Origin of the sequence: Actinoplanes xinjiangensis (genome assembly GCF_003148685.1) — a bacterium.
GTDB classification, from domain to species: domain Bacteria; phylum Actinomycetota; class Actinomycetes; order Mycobacteriales; family Micromonosporaceae; genus Actinoplanes; species Actinoplanes xinjiangensis.
The window spans coordinates 154,941-170,976 of sequence record NZ_QGGR01000002.1 but is presented as its reverse complement, the minus strand read 5'-3'; the positions used below and the strand labels follow the sequence as shown (position 1 = coordinate 170,976).

Below are 16,036 nucleotides of genomic sequence, written 5' to 3'. Positions count from 1 at the left end.
GGTGAGGTTGCGCGGAGGGGGAGGCTGTCCCCGGCCGCGCACTGTGGAGCTGGGCGTCGTAAGTGACCGACATGTCCTACCTAGCGATGAGTGACCGGCCGGGATCGGGGGCCGAGCCTACCTGCAGCGACACAGGTCTTCCACAGCCGGTTCATCACAACTTCATGGTCAGCTCACCTCACACCCGGGCGGCCACACCGTCGATCAACAGCTGCACCGCGAGGGCGAAGCCGGCGTCGTCGGCCTGTCCGGAACCGATCAGACGGCGCATCGTGCCGTTGACCTCGGTGTGCAGCAGTCCGCCGACGAGTACGGCCAGGACCGCGCCGGTCCGCTCGACCTCGGTCTCGGGGAGGCCCGCGGTGCGCAGCACCGTGCACAGGGCCCGCCACATCGGGCCGTCGCGCTGGATGAAGTCGTCACTCGAAAAGGCGTACCGGATCAGGTTGCCGTGGGCGAGGCTGAGCGACCGGAACTCGTACGCGAGGTTGCGCAGTTGTTGCTGCCACGTTCCGTCCCCGACGGCGATGTGACGTGCGCCATCGGTGACCAGGCGGGTGAGGCCGTCCAGAAGGGCCGCCTTGTTCTCCACGTGGTGGTAGATCGACATCGGATTCACACCCAGTTGGCCTGCGAGTTTGCGCATGCTCAGTGCGTCCACGCCGTCGGTGTCGACGATTTTCAGGGCCGCTTGGAGGATTGCGCCCTTTGTTAAACGTTGATCACCGGACTTAGCGGTTTGTGCCATACGCCGTATGGTAGTCGCCATACACCGTATGGCTGAGGAGGATCCCCCCGTGAGCGCCGCTATTCCCACCCCCCGCGGACTGCCGATCGTCGGTAATGGACTGCAGGTGCCGGTGGAGGGCACGCACCGGTTCTTCGCCGACCTAGCCGCGCAGCACCCCGACGGCATCTACCGGCTCAACCTCGCCGGCCGGCACGTCGTCTTCGTCCACGACCCCGACCTGGTCGCCGAGGTCTGCGACGAGACCCGCTTCTACAAGCCGATCGACCCGCCGCTCGCGCACGTCCGCGACTTCGCCGGTGACGGCCTCTTCACCGCACGTGAGGAAGAGGAGGTGTGGGGTCAGGCGCACCGCATCCTGCTGCCGGCCTTCAGTCAGCGGTCGATGAAGGCGTATTTCCCGCAGATGCTGGAGATCGCCGGCAACCTGGTGACCGCCTGGTCCGGGCGGCCCGAGGTGGACGTCTCCGACGACATGACGCGCCTCGCCCTCGACACCATCACCCTCGCCGGGTTCGGGCAGCAGTTCAGGTCCTTCGAGCAGGCCGAGCTGCACCCGTTCCTGCAGGCCATGGGCAGCGCGCTGACCGAGGCGATGAACCGGACCCGGCAGCTGCCGATGGTCACCGGGCTGAAGAAGCGGGCCGACGCGGCGTACCGGTCGGACATCGCGGTCATGCAGGACACCGTCGACGAGGTGATCCGGGCGCGCCGGGCCTCCGGCGAGAAGTCGAACGACCTGCTCGGCCTGATGCTCGAAGCCGCCGACCCGCTCACCGGCGCGCGGCTGTCCGACGAGAACATCCGCAACCAGGTCCTCACCTTCCTGATCGCCGGCCACGAGACCACCAGCGGCACCCTCTCGTTCGCCCTGCACCACCTGATGCGCAACCCGCACGTGCTGGCTCAGGCCTACGCCGAGGTCGACCGGATCCTGCCCGGCGACACCGTGCCCACCTACGAGCTGATCATGAAGCTCGACGTGATCCCGCGGATCCTCGACGAGACGCTGCGCCTGCACTCGCCGATCACCGCGATCGGCCTGGCCTCCCGTGAGGCGACCACGCTCGGCGGCCGCTGGGAGATCCCGGCGCACCAGAAGGTCGCGGTGATCCTGAAACCGCTGCACACCCACCCGAAGGCCTGGTCCGACCCGGAGACGTTCGACATCGACCGGTGGCTGCCGGAGGCCAAGGCCGGGCACCACCCGCACGCCTACAAGCCGTTCGGCAACGGCGAGCGGGCCTGCATCGGCCGCCAGTTCGCCCTCACCGAGGCCCGGCTGGCGCTCGCCATGCTGCTCCAGCGGTTCGCGATCGCCGACCCGGCCGGTCACCGGCTGACCATCAAGCAGACCCTCACCATCAAGCCCGACGGCTTCCGGCTGCGGGTCCGTCCCCGTCTGGCGCACGAGCGCCTCTCCTTCGACGAGGCGGTCGAGGAGACGTCCGAGACGGTCGAGGTCCAGGCCTCGGGGGTACGGCTGCGCGTCGCCTACGGGTCCAACCTGGGCACCTCCGAGGACCTCGCCCAGCAGATCGCCGACCGGGCCCGGCGCTCCGGGTTCGACGTCACCGTGCAGACGCTCGACGACCTGGCGTCCGACCTGCCGACCGAGGGACTGCTCACGGTCGTCACGTCCAGCTACAACGGCAAGGCACCGGACAACGCGCAGGCCTTCGACGACCTCGACATCCCGGCCGGGGCGCTGGACTCGGTACGGTTCGCGGTGCTCGGCAACGGCAACACCCAGTGGGCGACCTACCAGGCGTACCCCCGTCGTGTCTTCGCCAAGCTCGCCGCCGCGGGCGCCCGGCCCCTCGTCGACCGCGGTGAGACCGACGCCTCCGCCGACTTCGACGGCATGGCGCAGACCTGGCTGAACGGGCTGTGGAACGCACTCGCCGCCGAGTTCGGGGCGGCCACGCCGGCCGGCAGCGGCGGCCCGCGGTACCGCGTCGAGGTGCTCGGCGAGGACCAGATCCGCCCGGCCGTCGTCTCCACCCAGGCACACCCCGTCATGATCATGTCGGTGGAGGAACTGGTCGGCGACCCGGCCGGCCTGTGGGACTTCAGCCGTGAGGCGCCCCGGCCCGGCGTCAAGGCGATCACCGTCCGGCTGCCCGACGGGATCACCTACTCCGCCGGCGACCACCTGGCCGTCTACGCCAAGAACGATCCCGAACTGGTCGACTGGGCGCTGCACACCCTGCGCGTCTCCCGCGACCTGGTGATCCGGCTCGGACAGGACGGGGAACGGCCGACCGGCCTGCCGATCGGCGTACCGGTCACCGCGGGCCTGCTGCTGACCGACTTCGTCGAGCTCCAGGAACCGGCCACCCGCAGCCAGATCGCCGTCCTCGCCGAGCACACCGCATGCCCGTGGACGACCCGGCAGCTGACCTCCTGGACCACCTCGGCCGACCTGTACGCCGACGAGATCCTGGCCAAACGCGTGTCGGTGCTCTCCCTGCTCGAACGGTTCCCGGCCGTCGAGCTGCCGTTCGCGGTCTTCCTCGAACTGGTCGGCACGATCAAGCCGCGGTTCTACTCGATCTCGTCGTCACCGGCGGTCGACGCGTCCCTCGTGACGATCACCGTCGGCCTGGTCGACGGGCCGTCCCGCACCGGGAACGGGCGCTACCGCGGGATGTGCTCGCAGTACCTGGCCCGGCTGACGCCCGGCGACGTCTTCTACGGCCACGTCCGGGTGCCCGCGCCGCCGTTCCGGCTGCCCGAGGACCCGGCCACCCCGATGATCCTGATCGGACCGGGCACCGGTTTCGCCCCGCTGCGCGGCTTCCTGCAAGAACGCGCGCGTACGGCCGGCAGCGGCCCCGCCAAGCTGTTCTACGGCTGCCGGCACCCGGAACACGACTGGCTGTACCGCGCCGAGATGGAGCAGTGGGCCGCCGACGGCGTCACCGACCTGCACCTGGCCTTCTCCGCCGTCGACGGCCACCCGCATCGCTTCGTCCAGGAGGCCCTCGCCGCCGAGGGTGACGCCGTGTGGGAGCTACTCGAACAGGGTGGCCACATCTACCTGTGCGGGGACGGCGCCCGGATGGCCCCGGCGGTCCGCGACGAGCTGTACGCCATCTTCCGCCGCCACACCGGTGGCACCGCGGCCGAGGCCGAGGCGTGGCTGCGCTCCCTGGAAGCGGTGGGCCGCTACCAGCAGGACGTCTTCGCCTGATCCGGTCCGGCGCCGGGGCTTCGTTCCCGGCGCCGTTCCGCTGCGAGGATCGGCCTTCCGGCCTTGTTGGCGGTGCCGATCTTGTCAGCGGTGCCGATCTTGTCAGCGGTGTCGGTCTTGTTGGCGGTGCTGTTCTTGTCTTCGGTGCTGCTCTTGTAGGCGGTGCTGGTCTTGTCAGCGGCGCATGTCTTGTTGGCGGTGCCGGTCAGCCGGCTTCGTTGTCGGCGGCCTGATCGCCGGCCTGATCGCCGGCCGCCTGGTTTCCGCCGCCTTCATCGCCGCCGCCCTCACCCTCGCCCGGCTCGGTCTCTTCCTCGTCCGGGGCGCCGGTCTCCGGCGGGGTCGTCGCCGTCTGGGTCGGCTCGGTGGTGTCACCGGTCGTCGCCGTGGCGGTCGGTGCGGTGCTTTCCGGCGCCTCGGCCGGCCGGGTGGTCGCCGCAGCGCTCGTCGGCCGGCTCTCGTTGTCCGTCTCGCCGGTGCGTTCGGGCCGGGTCGCCCTCTCCCCGCCGTTCCCGCCTCCGGCCGGTGCGGCGGACCGCGGCGCGGAACTCACCGGCGCGGCCGGAACGTTCGTCGTCGGCTTCGGTTCGTCGGTGAACCAGCCGAGCGGATCCGTCGCCACCAGTGTCCCCAGGCCGCCCAGCACGACGACCGCGGCGAGCACGAGCAGGGGGAGCAGACGGCGGCGGCCCGTTGTGGCCCCGGCTGTCGTGCCCGCGAGGGGAGGAGTCCGTTCCGGCGCTGCCGGACGGGTCGTCGTCGCAGCGTCGCCGATGACCGTTGGCCGGGCTGCCGCGACGCCGCCGTTCCGGGTGGCCGCTGCCGCGGCTACTCCTGCGGCACCCGCAGCGGCGACGCCTGCACCAGGCGAGCCCTCATTCGCCGAGCCTGCAATGCCGCCACCTGCAATGCCGCCACCTGCATCGCCGTCACCTGCACCGGCCGCACCTGCACCGGCCGCACCTGTAGCGCCCGCGCTTGTACCGCCCATGCCTGCACCGGCCGCGCCTGCACCGGCCGCGCCTGCACCGGCCGCGCCTGCACCGGCCGCACCTGTAGCGCCCGCGCTTGTACCGCCCATGCCTGCACCGGCCGCGCCTGCACCGGCCGCGCCTGCACCGGCCGCGCCTGCACCGGCCGCGCCTGCACCGGCCGCGCCTGCATCGGCCACGCCTGCGCCCGAGTGGGGCGCCGGTCTCTGCCGGGGAATGCCGGTGGCGTCCGCCTCGGTAGCTTCGCCGACAGCCGTGCCCGGCGCGGTGTCATCGAGCACGTGGTTGATCGCGGTGTTGTCCAGCGGTTGCATCCCGAGGGCACCGATCCACGGCGATCCCGCCCGGGTGGCGGCGAGTCCGTCGTCCGCCTTCGCGGGAGACCCGGCGGCGTCCGAAGGGACAGACCGGGCGGCCGAAGGGAGAGACCTGGCGTCCGAAAAGTGAGACCCGTCGTCCGGAGCGGGAGACCCGATGGCGTCCGGGTCGGGGAAGCCGATGGCGGCCGGAATGGGGAAGGCCGCGGCGCCCGGGGCGGGGGATTCGGCGACCGCCGCCCGTGCCGCCTCCGCCATGACGCCCGCTGAGGCGAACCGGTCGCCGGGGTTCTTGGACAGGGCGGTACGCACGATGTCCCGAACCACCGGCGGCACGTCCCCCGGCAGTTCCGGGGCCTCGTCCTCCAGATGTTGCAGGGCGATCGCGATCGGGTTCTTACCCTGGAACGGCGGATGCCCGGCCAGACAGTGGTAGGCGAGTGCCCCCAGCGCGTACACGTCCGCCGGTGGACCGGCGACATGCTGGGCGACCTGCTCGGGTGCGATGTAGAGGGCGGTGCCGACCACCTCGCCGGCGCCGGTGACCGTGCCGGAGTGCGCGGACCGGGCCACCCCGAAGTCGACCAGCACGACCGTGCCGTCCGGTTCGATGAGCAGGTTGCCGGGTTTGACGTCCCGGTGGACGATGCCCGCCTCGTGTGCGGCCTCCAGTGCCTGGGCGGCCTGCGCCACCACCGACATGGTCTCGGCCGGGGAGAGCCGCCCGCGTTCGGCGAGCACCCGGTTCAGCGGCTGCCCGTCGACCCGGGCCATCACCAGGTACGCGTCCTCGACCGCGGTGTTCCCGAAGTCGTAGACCGGAACCACACCCGGATGGCGTAGCGCGGCGAGGGCCTGTGCCTCGTGCCGGAACCGTCGCTGGAAACCGGGATCGGTGGCCCGGTCGGCGAGCAGTGTCTTGACCGCGACCGCCCGCCCGAGCACCGTGTCCGTCGCCTGCCACACCTCGCCCATGCCACCGGCGGCGATCCGATCGTCGAGCCGGTATCGTCCGCCGAGCAACTCTCCGGTGTGAGGCATGGATGTTCCCCTACCCAGGAGAGCGCCCGGCTACCCGTGCGTGCCCCGGCTACTCGCCGGTGTAGAGGACGGCGTCGATCTCGATGTCGAAGCCGACCAGCGGGACCGGCAGGGTGGTGCGTACCGGAAGGTGCTCGCCCTTGATGTATTCGCGGTAGATCTCGTTCATCTCCGGGAAGTCGGCGAAGTCGCGCAGGTAGACGCCGACGCGGACGGCGTCGTCCAGGCTGGACCCGGCGGCCTCGGCGACGGCCGCCAGGTTGCGGAAGGCGGCGTGTGCCTGCTCGGCGAAGCTGCCGGTGACCCGCGTGCCGTCGGGCAGCGAGGGGATCGCGCCGGCCAGGTAGATCGTGTCGCCGGCGACGACGGCGTGCGAGTACGGGCCGCCGGCCGGCCCCGCCTTGTCGGTGATCACAGCGCGCTTGGGCATCAGGAACTCCTCGGTTCGGATCTGGGAAGGTTCGGATCTGGAGAGGTTCTGGGGAACTGTTCGGCCAGCCCGTCCACGTCCACGAGCGGCGTGGCGAGCAGGGCGCGGATGTCGTGCTCGCGGCGGGCCAGGGCGGCCCGCTGCCGGTCGGTGAGCGGGATCCACGGCGGTGGGGCGGCGGGCAGCCGGGGTGGCAGGGGGCGGCCCGACACGTACGTCGCCCGGTTGAGCAGCCGCACGGGTGAGACGCGGACCTGCCGGTGTGCGTCGACGACGGTGAGCGGCTCGTCCCGTACCTCGAAGATCGCCAGGTCGGCGGGGTCGCCGACGGTGAGGGAACCGCCGGGCAGGCCCAGCGCCCGCGCCGGGTGTGCGGTGACCGCCGCGATCACCTCGGCTAGCGCGACGCCGCAGGCCAGCAGTTTCGCCATGGTGGTGGGCAGATCGAAGACCGGGCCGTGCAGTGACCGGGCGTGCAGGTCGGTGGAGACCGTGTACGGGCGCAGGCCCGCCTCCAGCTGGGCTTCCAGGACGTCGAAGGCGAAGCCGCCGGAACCGTGCCCGAGGTCGAGCAGCACACCCCGGCCGACGGCGTCGCGGACGGCCGGCCCGAGCGGCGCGGCGATGCCACTGGCGCAGTGGGTCACCAGGTCGCCGGGCCGCAGCAGGTCGAGCACCTCGTCGAGGGCGGGTGGCGCGGTACCGATGTGGACCATGACGGGCACGCCGCAGGCCTGGGCGGCGGTCAGCCCGCGGCGCAGCGGCTCGACCCCGTTGGCGCCGACGGTCTCGGCGTCGATGCGCACCTTGACGCCGTGGAACAGCTCACGGTCGGCCTGGATGGTGTCGATCGCCAGCGCCACGTCGCAGTTGGCGAGGTCGCGGCTCTCCCCGGTGCGCCCGGCCAGGCCGACGGCGGAGATGTTGAGCAGGGCGTGGACCCGGACGGTGGCGGTGCGGGCGACGGCGCGCAGCCCGGCCACCGTGTAGGCGCCCGCCGATCCGGCGTCCACCCAGGTGGTGACGCCGGAGCGCCAGGCGACAGGGTCCGGGTCGATGCCCCAGTAGCCGGGGCCGACGTGGGTGTGCACGTCGATCAGGCCGGGGGTGACCAGGCAGCCGGTCACGTCGACGATCGTGCGGGCGGTACGGGGCAGGTCCCCGACCGCGGCGATCCGGCCGTCCCGGACGGCCACGTCTGCGGGCGAGCCGCCGGTGAGCAGCAGGTCCCAGATCATCGGGTGGCGTCCAGCGCCGGTGTGATGGCGAGCCGGTACAGTCGGGTGGGGCGGCCCTTGCGGCTCTCCTGTGCGCTGCCCGTCTCGATCACCAGATCGGCGCCGGTCAGCTTGCGGATCAGTCGCCGCCCGCTGGGATCGGTGATGCCGAGTGTGCGGGCGAGTTCGGCGGGGGACAGCGGCTGGCCGTCCAGGTTGCGTTCGATCGCGGCGAGCCGGGACAGGGTGGCCGGGCTGAGTCCGGCCCGGCCGGCCAGGCGCTCGATCTCGCCGTGCTCGCGGTAGGTGTAGGTGAGCGGGGCCGCCGACGCGCCCATCGGGCCGATCGTCATGCCGTCACCGGTGAACAGGTAGGCGCCCGGATCGGCGTCCTGCTCGGCCCGGGCCGCGGCGCGCTCGGCGAGGGCGACGCTGAGCCGTGCGGACGCGCCGATGCCGAACCCGGCGACGGCCCGGATGCCGAGCGTCTCCCGTGCCTCGGCCAGGACGGGCAGTCCGACCCAGTGGTGGGTGACGCTGTCGAACAGCGACGCGGGGGCGAAGACCAGCACCCCGCGGGCGCCGCGCTGGTCGATCCAGGCGTCGGCGAACTCGGGTGTGTTCAGCAGCAGGTGCTGGAGCCCCACCCGGGCCCGGTCCAGATCACTGCTCTGCTCCGGTCTGGCGACCAGGAACAGCCCGGCGGCGAAGCGCTGGCCGTCGGCCCGTTTGGTGTGGATCCGCAGGGCCAGTTCGTGCAGGTCGGCGCGGATGGTGCCGGGGGTGGCCAGGGCGTGCAGCACGGCGGTCCGGCCGTCGAGGGCCGCCGCCACCCCCATCCGGACGCTGATCACGTACGGCGCGCCGGTGCGTGCCAGATGCTCGCGGTGGAAGTCGACGACCTCGGTGACCGGCTGGTCCGGGTCGAACGGCAGCGCCGCGATCGCCGTCCGGTCCAGGTCGAGAGCGGCGGCCACCTCGTCGATCGTCTCGGTGGTGAAGGTGTCGACGCTGACCGGGGTGGCGGGCCATCCGTTGCCGCGGGCGCGGGCCCAGGCCAGTGCCAGGTCGAGGGCGGCGGAGCGGGTGACGGTGACCGGCAGGTCGGCGGGGAGCAGGTCACGGGCCTTCGCGTACGGCGCGAGGCCGAGGAGGAGCCCGTCGAGCCGGTGACCGCGGAGCAGCCCGGACACCCGGTCGCGGATCTCGTCCTCGCGCTCGTAGACCGCCCAGGCGAACTCGACACCGGTGAGCGTGCTCGCCGCGTCGGCGAAGCGTGCCCGGTGGCTGGCGTGCACCACCAATCCGATCATGCCGGCCCCGTCTCGTTCTCAAGTGGTTCGTTATTGCCGTCGTAGCGTCGCTGACCGACCGCCCCCGGTCAAGTCGCCCTTGACGATCGCATGGTCAGGGCCGCACGCTAGGGCGCATCGAAAACGAACTATTAACGAACCTGGTTCGTCTGGAGTGCTCATGAGACTGCGACTCGCGGCGGCTGCCGCACTTGCTCTGACGATCACCGCCTGTGCCCCGTCGACGTCGGCGCCGTCGACCGCCGCGTCCGACGGCGGCCCCCGGACCGGCGCCCTCAAGGTCTGGCTCTTCGACGAACCCAACCGCGGGCCGAAGGAGGCCGTGATCAAGGAGGCGGTCACCGAGTTCACCGCCGCCCACCCGGACACCACGGTGGACGTCCAGTACATCGCGGTGGACACCCGCAGCGAGCGTTTCAAGGGCGCGTTCAACGACCCGGCCAGCGCCCCCGACGTCGTCGAGTACGGCAACACCGACCTGCCCGAGTACGCCACCGCCGGTGGTCTCGCCGACCTGGGCGCGGTCGTCTCCGGCTGGCCCGAGGGCGCGGATCTGACCGCCGAGGCCAGGGCCAGTGCCACCTACCAGGGCACTCTGCTCGGTGTGCCGTGGTATCTCGGGGTGCGGGCGCTGTACTACCGGACCGACGTGTTCTCCGAACTCGGGCTCAAGCCGCCCGCCACGCTGGCCGAGCTGACCACCACGGCGCGGGCGATCCGGGCGGCCCGGCCCGAGCTGTTCGGTGTCGCGGTGGGTGGCAAGTACACGTACGGCGCGATGCCCTTCGTCTGGGCCCACGGCGGTGACCTCACCTCGATCGACTCGGCGCAGTCACGGGCCGGGCTGAAGGCGTACACCGACCTGATCGCCGAGGACAACTGCCCGCCGCAGAACTGTGCCGACCTGACCGGCGGCAAGACCGTCGAACTGTTCGCGAGCGGCAAGGCCGCCATGGGCATCCTCGGCAACTTCAACCGCGCCGCCGTCGACGCCGGCACGGCCAAGGGGAAGTACGCCGTCGTGCCGCTGCCCGGCGTCACCGCGGGCTCGATCGCCCCGGCCTTCGCCGGCGGCAACAACCTCGGCATCATGCGCAACGCCCAGCGACCGGCCCTGGCCGCCGACTTCCTCACCCTGCTGGCGGGCCGGAAATACCAGGCGAAGATGTACGACGCGATGGGCAACCTGCCGACGCTGAAGCCGGCCAGTGACGAGGTCGCCGCCAAGGACACCTTCGTCAAGCCGTTCATCGACACCATCGGTGCCGGTACCAGGTTCGTCCCGCTCGACCCGGGCTGGGGAAAGATCGACGCCTCGGCCGTGCTGCCCACCATGATCGAGAAGGTGGCGACCGGCAAGGCGGGTGTCGACGAGGCCACAACCGAAGCCGCCGAGCTCATCGACGAGGCCCTGACCAGGTGAGCAGGGTACGCACCCGGGCACCACTGTGGCTGCTCCTGCCGGCCGCGGTGGTGCTCGGCGGTCTCTTCCTCTACCCGATGTACCAGCTCGGCCTGCTCTCGGTGCTCGACTTCACCCAGGCGCAGGTCAGCGGCGGGCAGCCGACCCGGTTCGTCGGCGCTGAGAACTACACCCGGCTGCTCACCGACTCCCGGTTCTGGGACGTGCTGCTGGCCACGGTCCTCTTCGCCGCCGCGTGCGTGCTCGCCACCCTGGCGGTCGGCGCCGGCCTGGCCGTCCTGCTCACCCGGGTCAGCCGGATCCCGCGCCTGATGCTGTCGCTGGCCGCGATGGCCGCCTGGGCGGTTCCGGCCGTCTCCGGCTCCACCACGTGGATGTTCCTCTTCGACACCGACCTGGGCTTCGTCAACCAGCTGTTCGGCATCGAGGGCTTCAACTGGCTGTACGACCGGTACACCGCCTTCGGCCTGGTCGGCGCGGTGGTGGTGTGGGCGTCGTTCCCGTTCGTGATGGTCACCCTCTACGCCGGCATCGAGGCCGTCCCGAAGTCGGTGCTGGAGGCGGCGGCACTGGACGGCGCGGGCACCTGGCGTACCTTCTGGCAGATCCTCGTGCCGATCCTGCGACCGGTGCTCGCCATCGTCGTCATCCAGTCGATCATCTGGGACTTCAAGGTCTTCACCCAGATCTGGGTGATGACCAGGGGCGGCGGCCTGGCCGGGCAGAACCTCACCCTCAACGTGTACGCCTACCAGCAGGCCTTCGCCTCCAGTGAGTACGGCCGCGGTGCCGCGATCGGTGTGGTGATGATGCTGATCCTGCTCGCCGTCACCGTCGTCTACCTTCGTGCGCTGCGCCGGTCGGGAGAACAGCTGTGAGAGCCGGCCGTCGTGTGCTCGACATCGTGGCGGTGCTGATCGCGCTGGTCACCGTCTTCCCGATCTACTGGATGGTCCTGTCCGCGGTGAAACCGGCCGGCGAGATCCAGTCGCTGGACCAGAGACCGTGGACCCTCGCCCCGTCGCTGGACGCGTTCCGCCGGGTCCTCGCGGTCAACGACTTCGGCCGCTACCTGCTGAACAGCCTCATCGTGGCCCTCGTGGTGGTCGCGATCTCCGGGCTGATCGCGTTCCTCGCCGCGGTCGCACTGACCCGGTTCCGGTTCCGGTTCCGCACCACCGTCCTGGTGACCTTCCTGATCGCGCAGATGGTGCCGATCGAGGCCCTGACCATCCCGCTGTTCTTCCTGGTCCGCGACATCGGCGGGGTGGTGCCCGGGGTCGGCCTCAACACGCTCGGCGCACTGATGCTCGTCCACACCGCGTTCACCCTGCCGTTCGCGATCTGGATGCTGCGCGGCTTCGTGAGCGCGATCCCCGACGAACTCGACGAGGCCGCCCAGCTCGACGGGGCCGGCCGCTTCACCGTCCTGTGGCGCATCCTCTTCCCGCTGGTCGCCCCGGGACTCGCCGCGGTCAGCGTGTTCTCGTTCATCCACGCGTGGAACGACTTCCTGTTCGCGCGCACCTTCATCATCAGCGAGGCGGACAATCAGACCCTGCCGATGGCACTGCTCGTCTTCTTCAAACCCGACGAGAACGACTGGGGCGCGATCATGGCCGCTTCCTCGCTCATGACGGTGCCCGTGCTGATCTTCTTCCTCGTCGTCCGGCGCCGCCTCGTCGCGGGTCTCGGAGGGCGGTCAAGGATTGATACCCCGACCTCATGCGGTACGGGTGGAGCCCGGCACCGTCGCCGGTTCTCCGGTCGACTCGCGCATCGACCCGGACCTCCCGGCCGAGGGCTACCTGCTGGACCTGTCGCCCGAGGGCGTGGTGCTGCGGGCAGGCTCCGGCGCCGGGCTGTTCTACGGCCGGCAGACCCTGGCACAACTGGGGTCGCCGGCACCGTGCGGCCGCATCGAGGACGCACCCCGGTTCGGGTGGCGGGGTGTGCTGCTCGACGTGGCCCGGCACTTCATGCCCGTACCCGATGTCCTGCGATTCGTTGATCTGATCGCCCTGCACAAGCTCAACGTGCTGCACCTGCACCTCACCGACGACCAGGGGTGGCGGATCGAGGTGCCCGGGTGGCCCCGGCTCACCTCGGTCGGTGCGTGGCGCTCGTCGACCATGCTCGGGTCGCGCGTGCACGGTCTCTTCGACGGCCGGCCGCACGGCGGCTTCTACACCACCGCCGACCTGCGGCGGATCGTCGAATACGCGGCGCGGCGCCACGTCACCGTGGTGCCCGAGGTGGACATGCCCGGGCACATGCAGGCGGCCATCGCGGCGTACCCCTCGCTCGGCAACGGCTTCGACGGCCCGGTCCGGACCGGCTGGGGCGTCTCCCGCCACGTCCTCAACCTGTCCGAGGAGACCCTCGCCTTCTGCCGCCGGGTGCTCGACCACGTCTGCGACATCTTCCCGTCCGAGGTCATCGGGATCGGCGGTGACGAGTGCCCCACCGACGAGTGGCCCGGCGGCCGCGAACTCCAGGTCGCCTTCACCGCGCGGATGGCGGACCACCTGGCCGCCCGGGGCCGTCGTGTCTACGGCTGGGACGAGATCCTGGCCGGCGGCGCACCCGCCGGGGCGGTCGTCGCCGCGTGGCGCGGCACCGAACCCGCCGCGGTGGCGATCCGGGCCGGTCACCAGGTCGTCTGCTGTCCCGACGTGCGGCTCTACCTCGACTACCGGCAGTCCGACGACCCCGGCGAGCCCACCCCCGTCGGTACGCTGCTCACCCTTGAGGACGTCTACACCTACGAGCCGCCGGACTCGCCGCTCGTCCTCGGTGCCCAGGCCAACATCTGGACCGAGCACATGGAGTCGCTGCGCCGGGTCGAATACATGGCGTTCCCGCGGCTGTGCGCCCTCGCCGAGATGGTCTGGGGCCCGGCCGAGCGTGACTTCGCCGACTTCGCCGCCCGCCTGCCCCGGCACCTGGAGCGCCTGGACGCGCTGGGCGTCAACTACCGCCCGCTGTCCGGACCACGCCCGGCCGACGCCCGGCCGGACGCCCCGGGTCATCCCCGCGACCTCGCCGGCCGCCTCGCCGAACTGCACGAGATGACCGCCGGCCTGCGCGGGGAACCGGAGTGACCCGGGCGCCGTCAGGGCAGCAGCGGCAGGAGGCGGTGGGCCAGCCGCAGCGGCCGCCCGCTCACCATGCCGTCGCCCTCACAGGACCACACCTCGGACAGCACCGCCTGGACGAAACCCCACGCCACCACCCGTTCGCGGGGCATGCCGAGACCGTCGGCGAGCTGCTCGATCCGGGCTTCGGCGGCGTCGAGGACGGCGTCACCGGGCGCGTGCGGGTCCGGGTTGTAGAGCATGGCCCCGACCTCGTAACCGGGGTCGCCGACCACCCCGTGCGGGTCGATCGCGAGCCACGGTTCCCGTTCGGCGGCCAGCACGTTGTCGTGGTGCAGGTCGCCGTGCAGCACCACCCGTCCGGTCGCGGTGGCACACAGCTCCTCGAAGAGGCCGGCGGCCCGTTCGACCAGATGCCGGGGCAGCGGATCGTCGCCGGGGAAACGCCGCAGGTGCCCGCGGAACGAGCGGATGCGGCCGGACAGCTCGGGCAGCGCGACACCGTCCGGCGCGGGCCGGTGCAACCGTGCGATCACCTCGATCAGCACGGACGTCGCCGCCGCGTCGTCCCGCGGTGTCAGCGACGTCGCCGGGGTGCCCGGCCGGGCCTCCTCCAGCAGCAGGGCGCCGCGGGCGTCGTCACGGGCCAGCACGGTGATCGCCGCACGCCCGGCGAAACACTCCAGCGCCGTCGCCTCGTCGGCGAGATGCCCGCTCTCCGGCACGCCCAGTTTGAGCACGGCCGGGGTCCCGTCCGCCCGGCGGACCCGGCCGACCCAGTTCATGCTCAGTGGCAGTGGCCCGGCCGGCGACAGCTCCCAGTCCGCCATCAGCCCGGCGGCCAGCCCGGGCAGCCCGGCGAGCCAGGCCCGGCCGGTGTCGCCCCAGGTCTGCTCGACGGTACGGCGGAATCCTGGGGTGAGCGTGATGTCGGCCATGGCGTGCAGTTTCGCAATCGGTGCCCGTCCGCAATCGGAGGGCCGGGGCTTCCGGTCGGCGGGCCGCGACTTCCGATCGGCGGGCCGGGACCTCCGGTCGGCGGCCGCGGACAGAGAGGAGCGATATGACGATCGACTGGCGGAGCAAGGGTTTCTGGGCACCGGACGAGGCGGTCGATCCGCGGCGGCTCGCCGTGGAGCGGCCGGGCATCTTCGAGGGCGGCTTCACCTGGCCGCTGCTCGTGGTGCGCCGGGACGCGGTGGAGGCGAACATCGCGACGATGGCCGCGTACTGCCGGCGGCACGGGTTCGACCTCGCGCCGCACGCCAAGACCACGATGGCTCCGGGGCTGCTGGCGGCCCAGATGCGGGCCGGGGCGTGGGCGCTGACCGTGGCCACCCCGAACCAGGCGCTCGTGCTGCGGCGGCTCGGCATCGACCGGGTGGTGATCGCCAACCAGGTCCTCGACCCGGTGGCGCTGCGGTGGCTGGCCGCCGAGAGTGCCGCCGGCTGGGAGGTGTACTTCCAGGCCGACTCGCTCGCCGGCGTCGCCGCCGCGGCCGCGACCGGCGGCCCGCTACGGGTTCTCGTCGAGCTCGGCCACGACGGTGGGCGCACCGGGGTCCGGGGCCTGGAAGAGCTGGAGAGGGTCGCCGGGGCGGTCGCCGCCGCGCCCGGGCTGGAGCTCGCCGGTGTCGCCGGCTACGAAGGCCAGCTGCGCGACCAGGACAGCGTCGACGCGTACCTGGATCAGCTCGCCGAGGGTGTGGACCGGCTGGCGGCGGCGGGTCTGCTGCCCGGCCGGCCGATCGTCGCCGCCGGCGGCAGTGCCTGGTTCGACCGGGTCGCCGCACGGCTCGCCGGGCTCCGCGAACGGGTGCGGGTCGTCCTGCGCAGCGGTGCCACCGTCAGCCACGACGACGGCTTCTACCGGGAGCGCACACCGTTCACCAGGATGCCCGGCGAGGGCCCGCTCACGGCGGCACTGGAGATCTGGGCACAGGTGATCTCGGCGCCCGAGCCGGGCCTGGCCATCGCCGGCATGGGCAAGCGTGACGCCCCGTTCGACGAGGGCCTGCCGGTGCCGCTGGACGTGCGCCGGGTGGACGGGCGGGTCGAGCCCGCCGCCGGGGTGCGGGTGACGAAGCTGAACGACCACCACACGTACCTCTCCGACGGGGCCGCCCTCGCCCCGGGAGACCTGATCCGGTTCGGGATCTCGCACCCGTGCACCGCCTTCGACAAGTGGCGGGACATCCCCGTGGTGGACGACGATCGGCGCGTGGTGGATGTGCTGCACACCTACTTCTGAGGAGAGAAGG

At 71.9% G+C, this 16,036-nt stretch carries 11 protein-coding genes and 1 pseudogene; 6 read left to right on the top strand and 6 right to left on the bottom strand.

Annotation, left to right across the window (positions count from 1 at the left end):
* Positions 1–178 precede the first annotated feature (178 nt).
* Positions 179–748, bottom strand: coding sequence for a TetR/AcrR family transcriptional regulator (locus BC793_RS04280; RefSeq protein WP_158319198.1), 570 nt, complete (start codon positions 746–748; stop codon positions 179–181).
* 49 nt (positions 749–797) lie between these two features.
* Here BC793_RS04280 and BC793_RS04275 point away from each other — a divergent pair, with 49 nt between their 5' ends.
* Positions 798–3,944 (top strand): bifunctional cytochrome P450/NADPH--P450 reductase, encoded by a 3,147-nt coding sequence (locus BC793_RS04275; RefSeq protein ID WP_203896283.1) that lies wholly within the window; start codon positions 798–800, stop codon positions 3,942–3,944.
* A 205-nt stretch (positions 3,945–4,149) separates the two neighbouring features.
* Here BC793_RS04275 and BC793_RS50490 read toward each other — a convergent pair whose 3' ends face one another.
* Genes BC793_RS50490 through BC793_RS04255 form a run of 4 tightly spaced genes read right to left on the bottom strand, consistent with a single transcriptional unit; the run spans position 4,150 to position 9,254 of the window.
* The gene (locus tag BC793_RS50490) at positions 4,150–6,294 is read right to left on the bottom strand and encodes a serine/threonine-protein kinase (protein ID WP_211340630.1); all 2,145 of its coding nucleotides are present in this window, start codon (positions 6,292–6,294) and stop codon (positions 4,150–4,152) included.
* Positions 6,295–6,343: 49 nt separating this feature from the next.
* Positions 6,344–6,724, bottom strand: a complete 381-nt coding sequence (locus tag BC793_RS04265) for a RidA family protein (protein ID WP_109589386.1) — start codon at positions 6,722–6,724, stop codon at positions 6,344–6,346.
* Positions 6,724–7,962, bottom strand: a complete 1,239-nt coding sequence (locus BC793_RS04260; RefSeq protein WP_109589384.1) for an amidohydrolase family protein — start codon at positions 7,960–7,962, stop codon at positions 6,724–6,726. Before BC793_RS04260 ends, BC793_RS04265 begins: the two co-directional genes overlap by 1 nt.
* Positions 7,959–9,254: a MarR family transcriptional regulator gene (locus BC793_RS04255; RefSeq protein ID WP_109589382.1), complete on the bottom strand. Its 1,296-nt coding sequence runs from the start codon at positions 9,252–9,254 to the stop codon at positions 7,959–7,961. The genes BC793_RS04260 and BC793_RS04255 overlap by 4 nt, the downstream gene beginning before the upstream one ends.
* Positions 9,255–9,414: 160 nt before the next feature.
* On the opposite strand from BC793_RS04255, the gene BC793_RS04250 reads away from it, so the two are divergent.
* The 4 genes and pseudogenes from BC793_RS04250 to BC793_RS04235 all read left to right on the top strand — a co-directional run bounded on the left by BC793_RS04250 (position 9,415) and on the right by BC793_RS04235 (position 13,781).
* Positions 9,415–10,677: an extracellular solute-binding protein gene (locus BC793_RS04250; RefSeq protein ID WP_109590310.1), complete on the top strand. Its 1,263-nt coding sequence runs from the start codon at positions 9,415–9,417 to the stop codon at positions 10,675–10,677.
* Positions 10,674–11,555: a carbohydrate ABC transporter permease gene (locus BC793_RS04245; protein WP_109589380.1), complete on the top strand. Its 882-nt coding sequence runs from the start codon at positions 10,674–10,676 to the stop codon at positions 11,553–11,555. Before BC793_RS04250 ends, BC793_RS04245 begins: the two co-directional genes overlap by 4 nt.
* 71 nt (positions 11,556–11,626) lie before the next feature.
* A pseudogene (locus tag BC793_RS04240) lies at positions 11,627–12,346 on the top strand (carbohydrate ABC transporter permease); the annotation flags it as partial.
* Positions 12,347–12,413: 67 nt separating this feature from the next.
* Positions 12,414–13,781 (top strand): beta-N-acetylhexosaminidase, encoded by a 1,368-nt coding sequence (locus tag BC793_RS04235; protein WP_239170138.1) that lies wholly within the window; start codon positions 12,414–12,416, stop codon positions 13,779–13,781.
* 11 nt (positions 13,782–13,792) lie between these two features.
* Here BC793_RS04235 and BC793_RS04230 read toward each other — a convergent pair whose 3' ends face one another.
* Entirely contained in the window at positions 13,793–14,713 is a 921-nt protein-coding gene (locus tag BC793_RS04230) for an aminoglycoside phosphotransferase family protein (RefSeq protein ID WP_109589376.1), read from the bottom strand.
* A 125-nt stretch (positions 14,714–14,838) separates the two neighbouring features.
* Between BC793_RS04230 and BC793_RS04225 the strand changes: the two genes are divergently transcribed.
* Complete coding sequence (locus BC793_RS04225) at positions 14,839–16,026, top strand: alanine racemase (protein ID WP_109589374.1); 1,188 nt, start codon at positions 14,839–14,841, stop codon at positions 16,024–16,026.
* Positions 16,027–16,036: the final 10 nt, after the last annotated feature.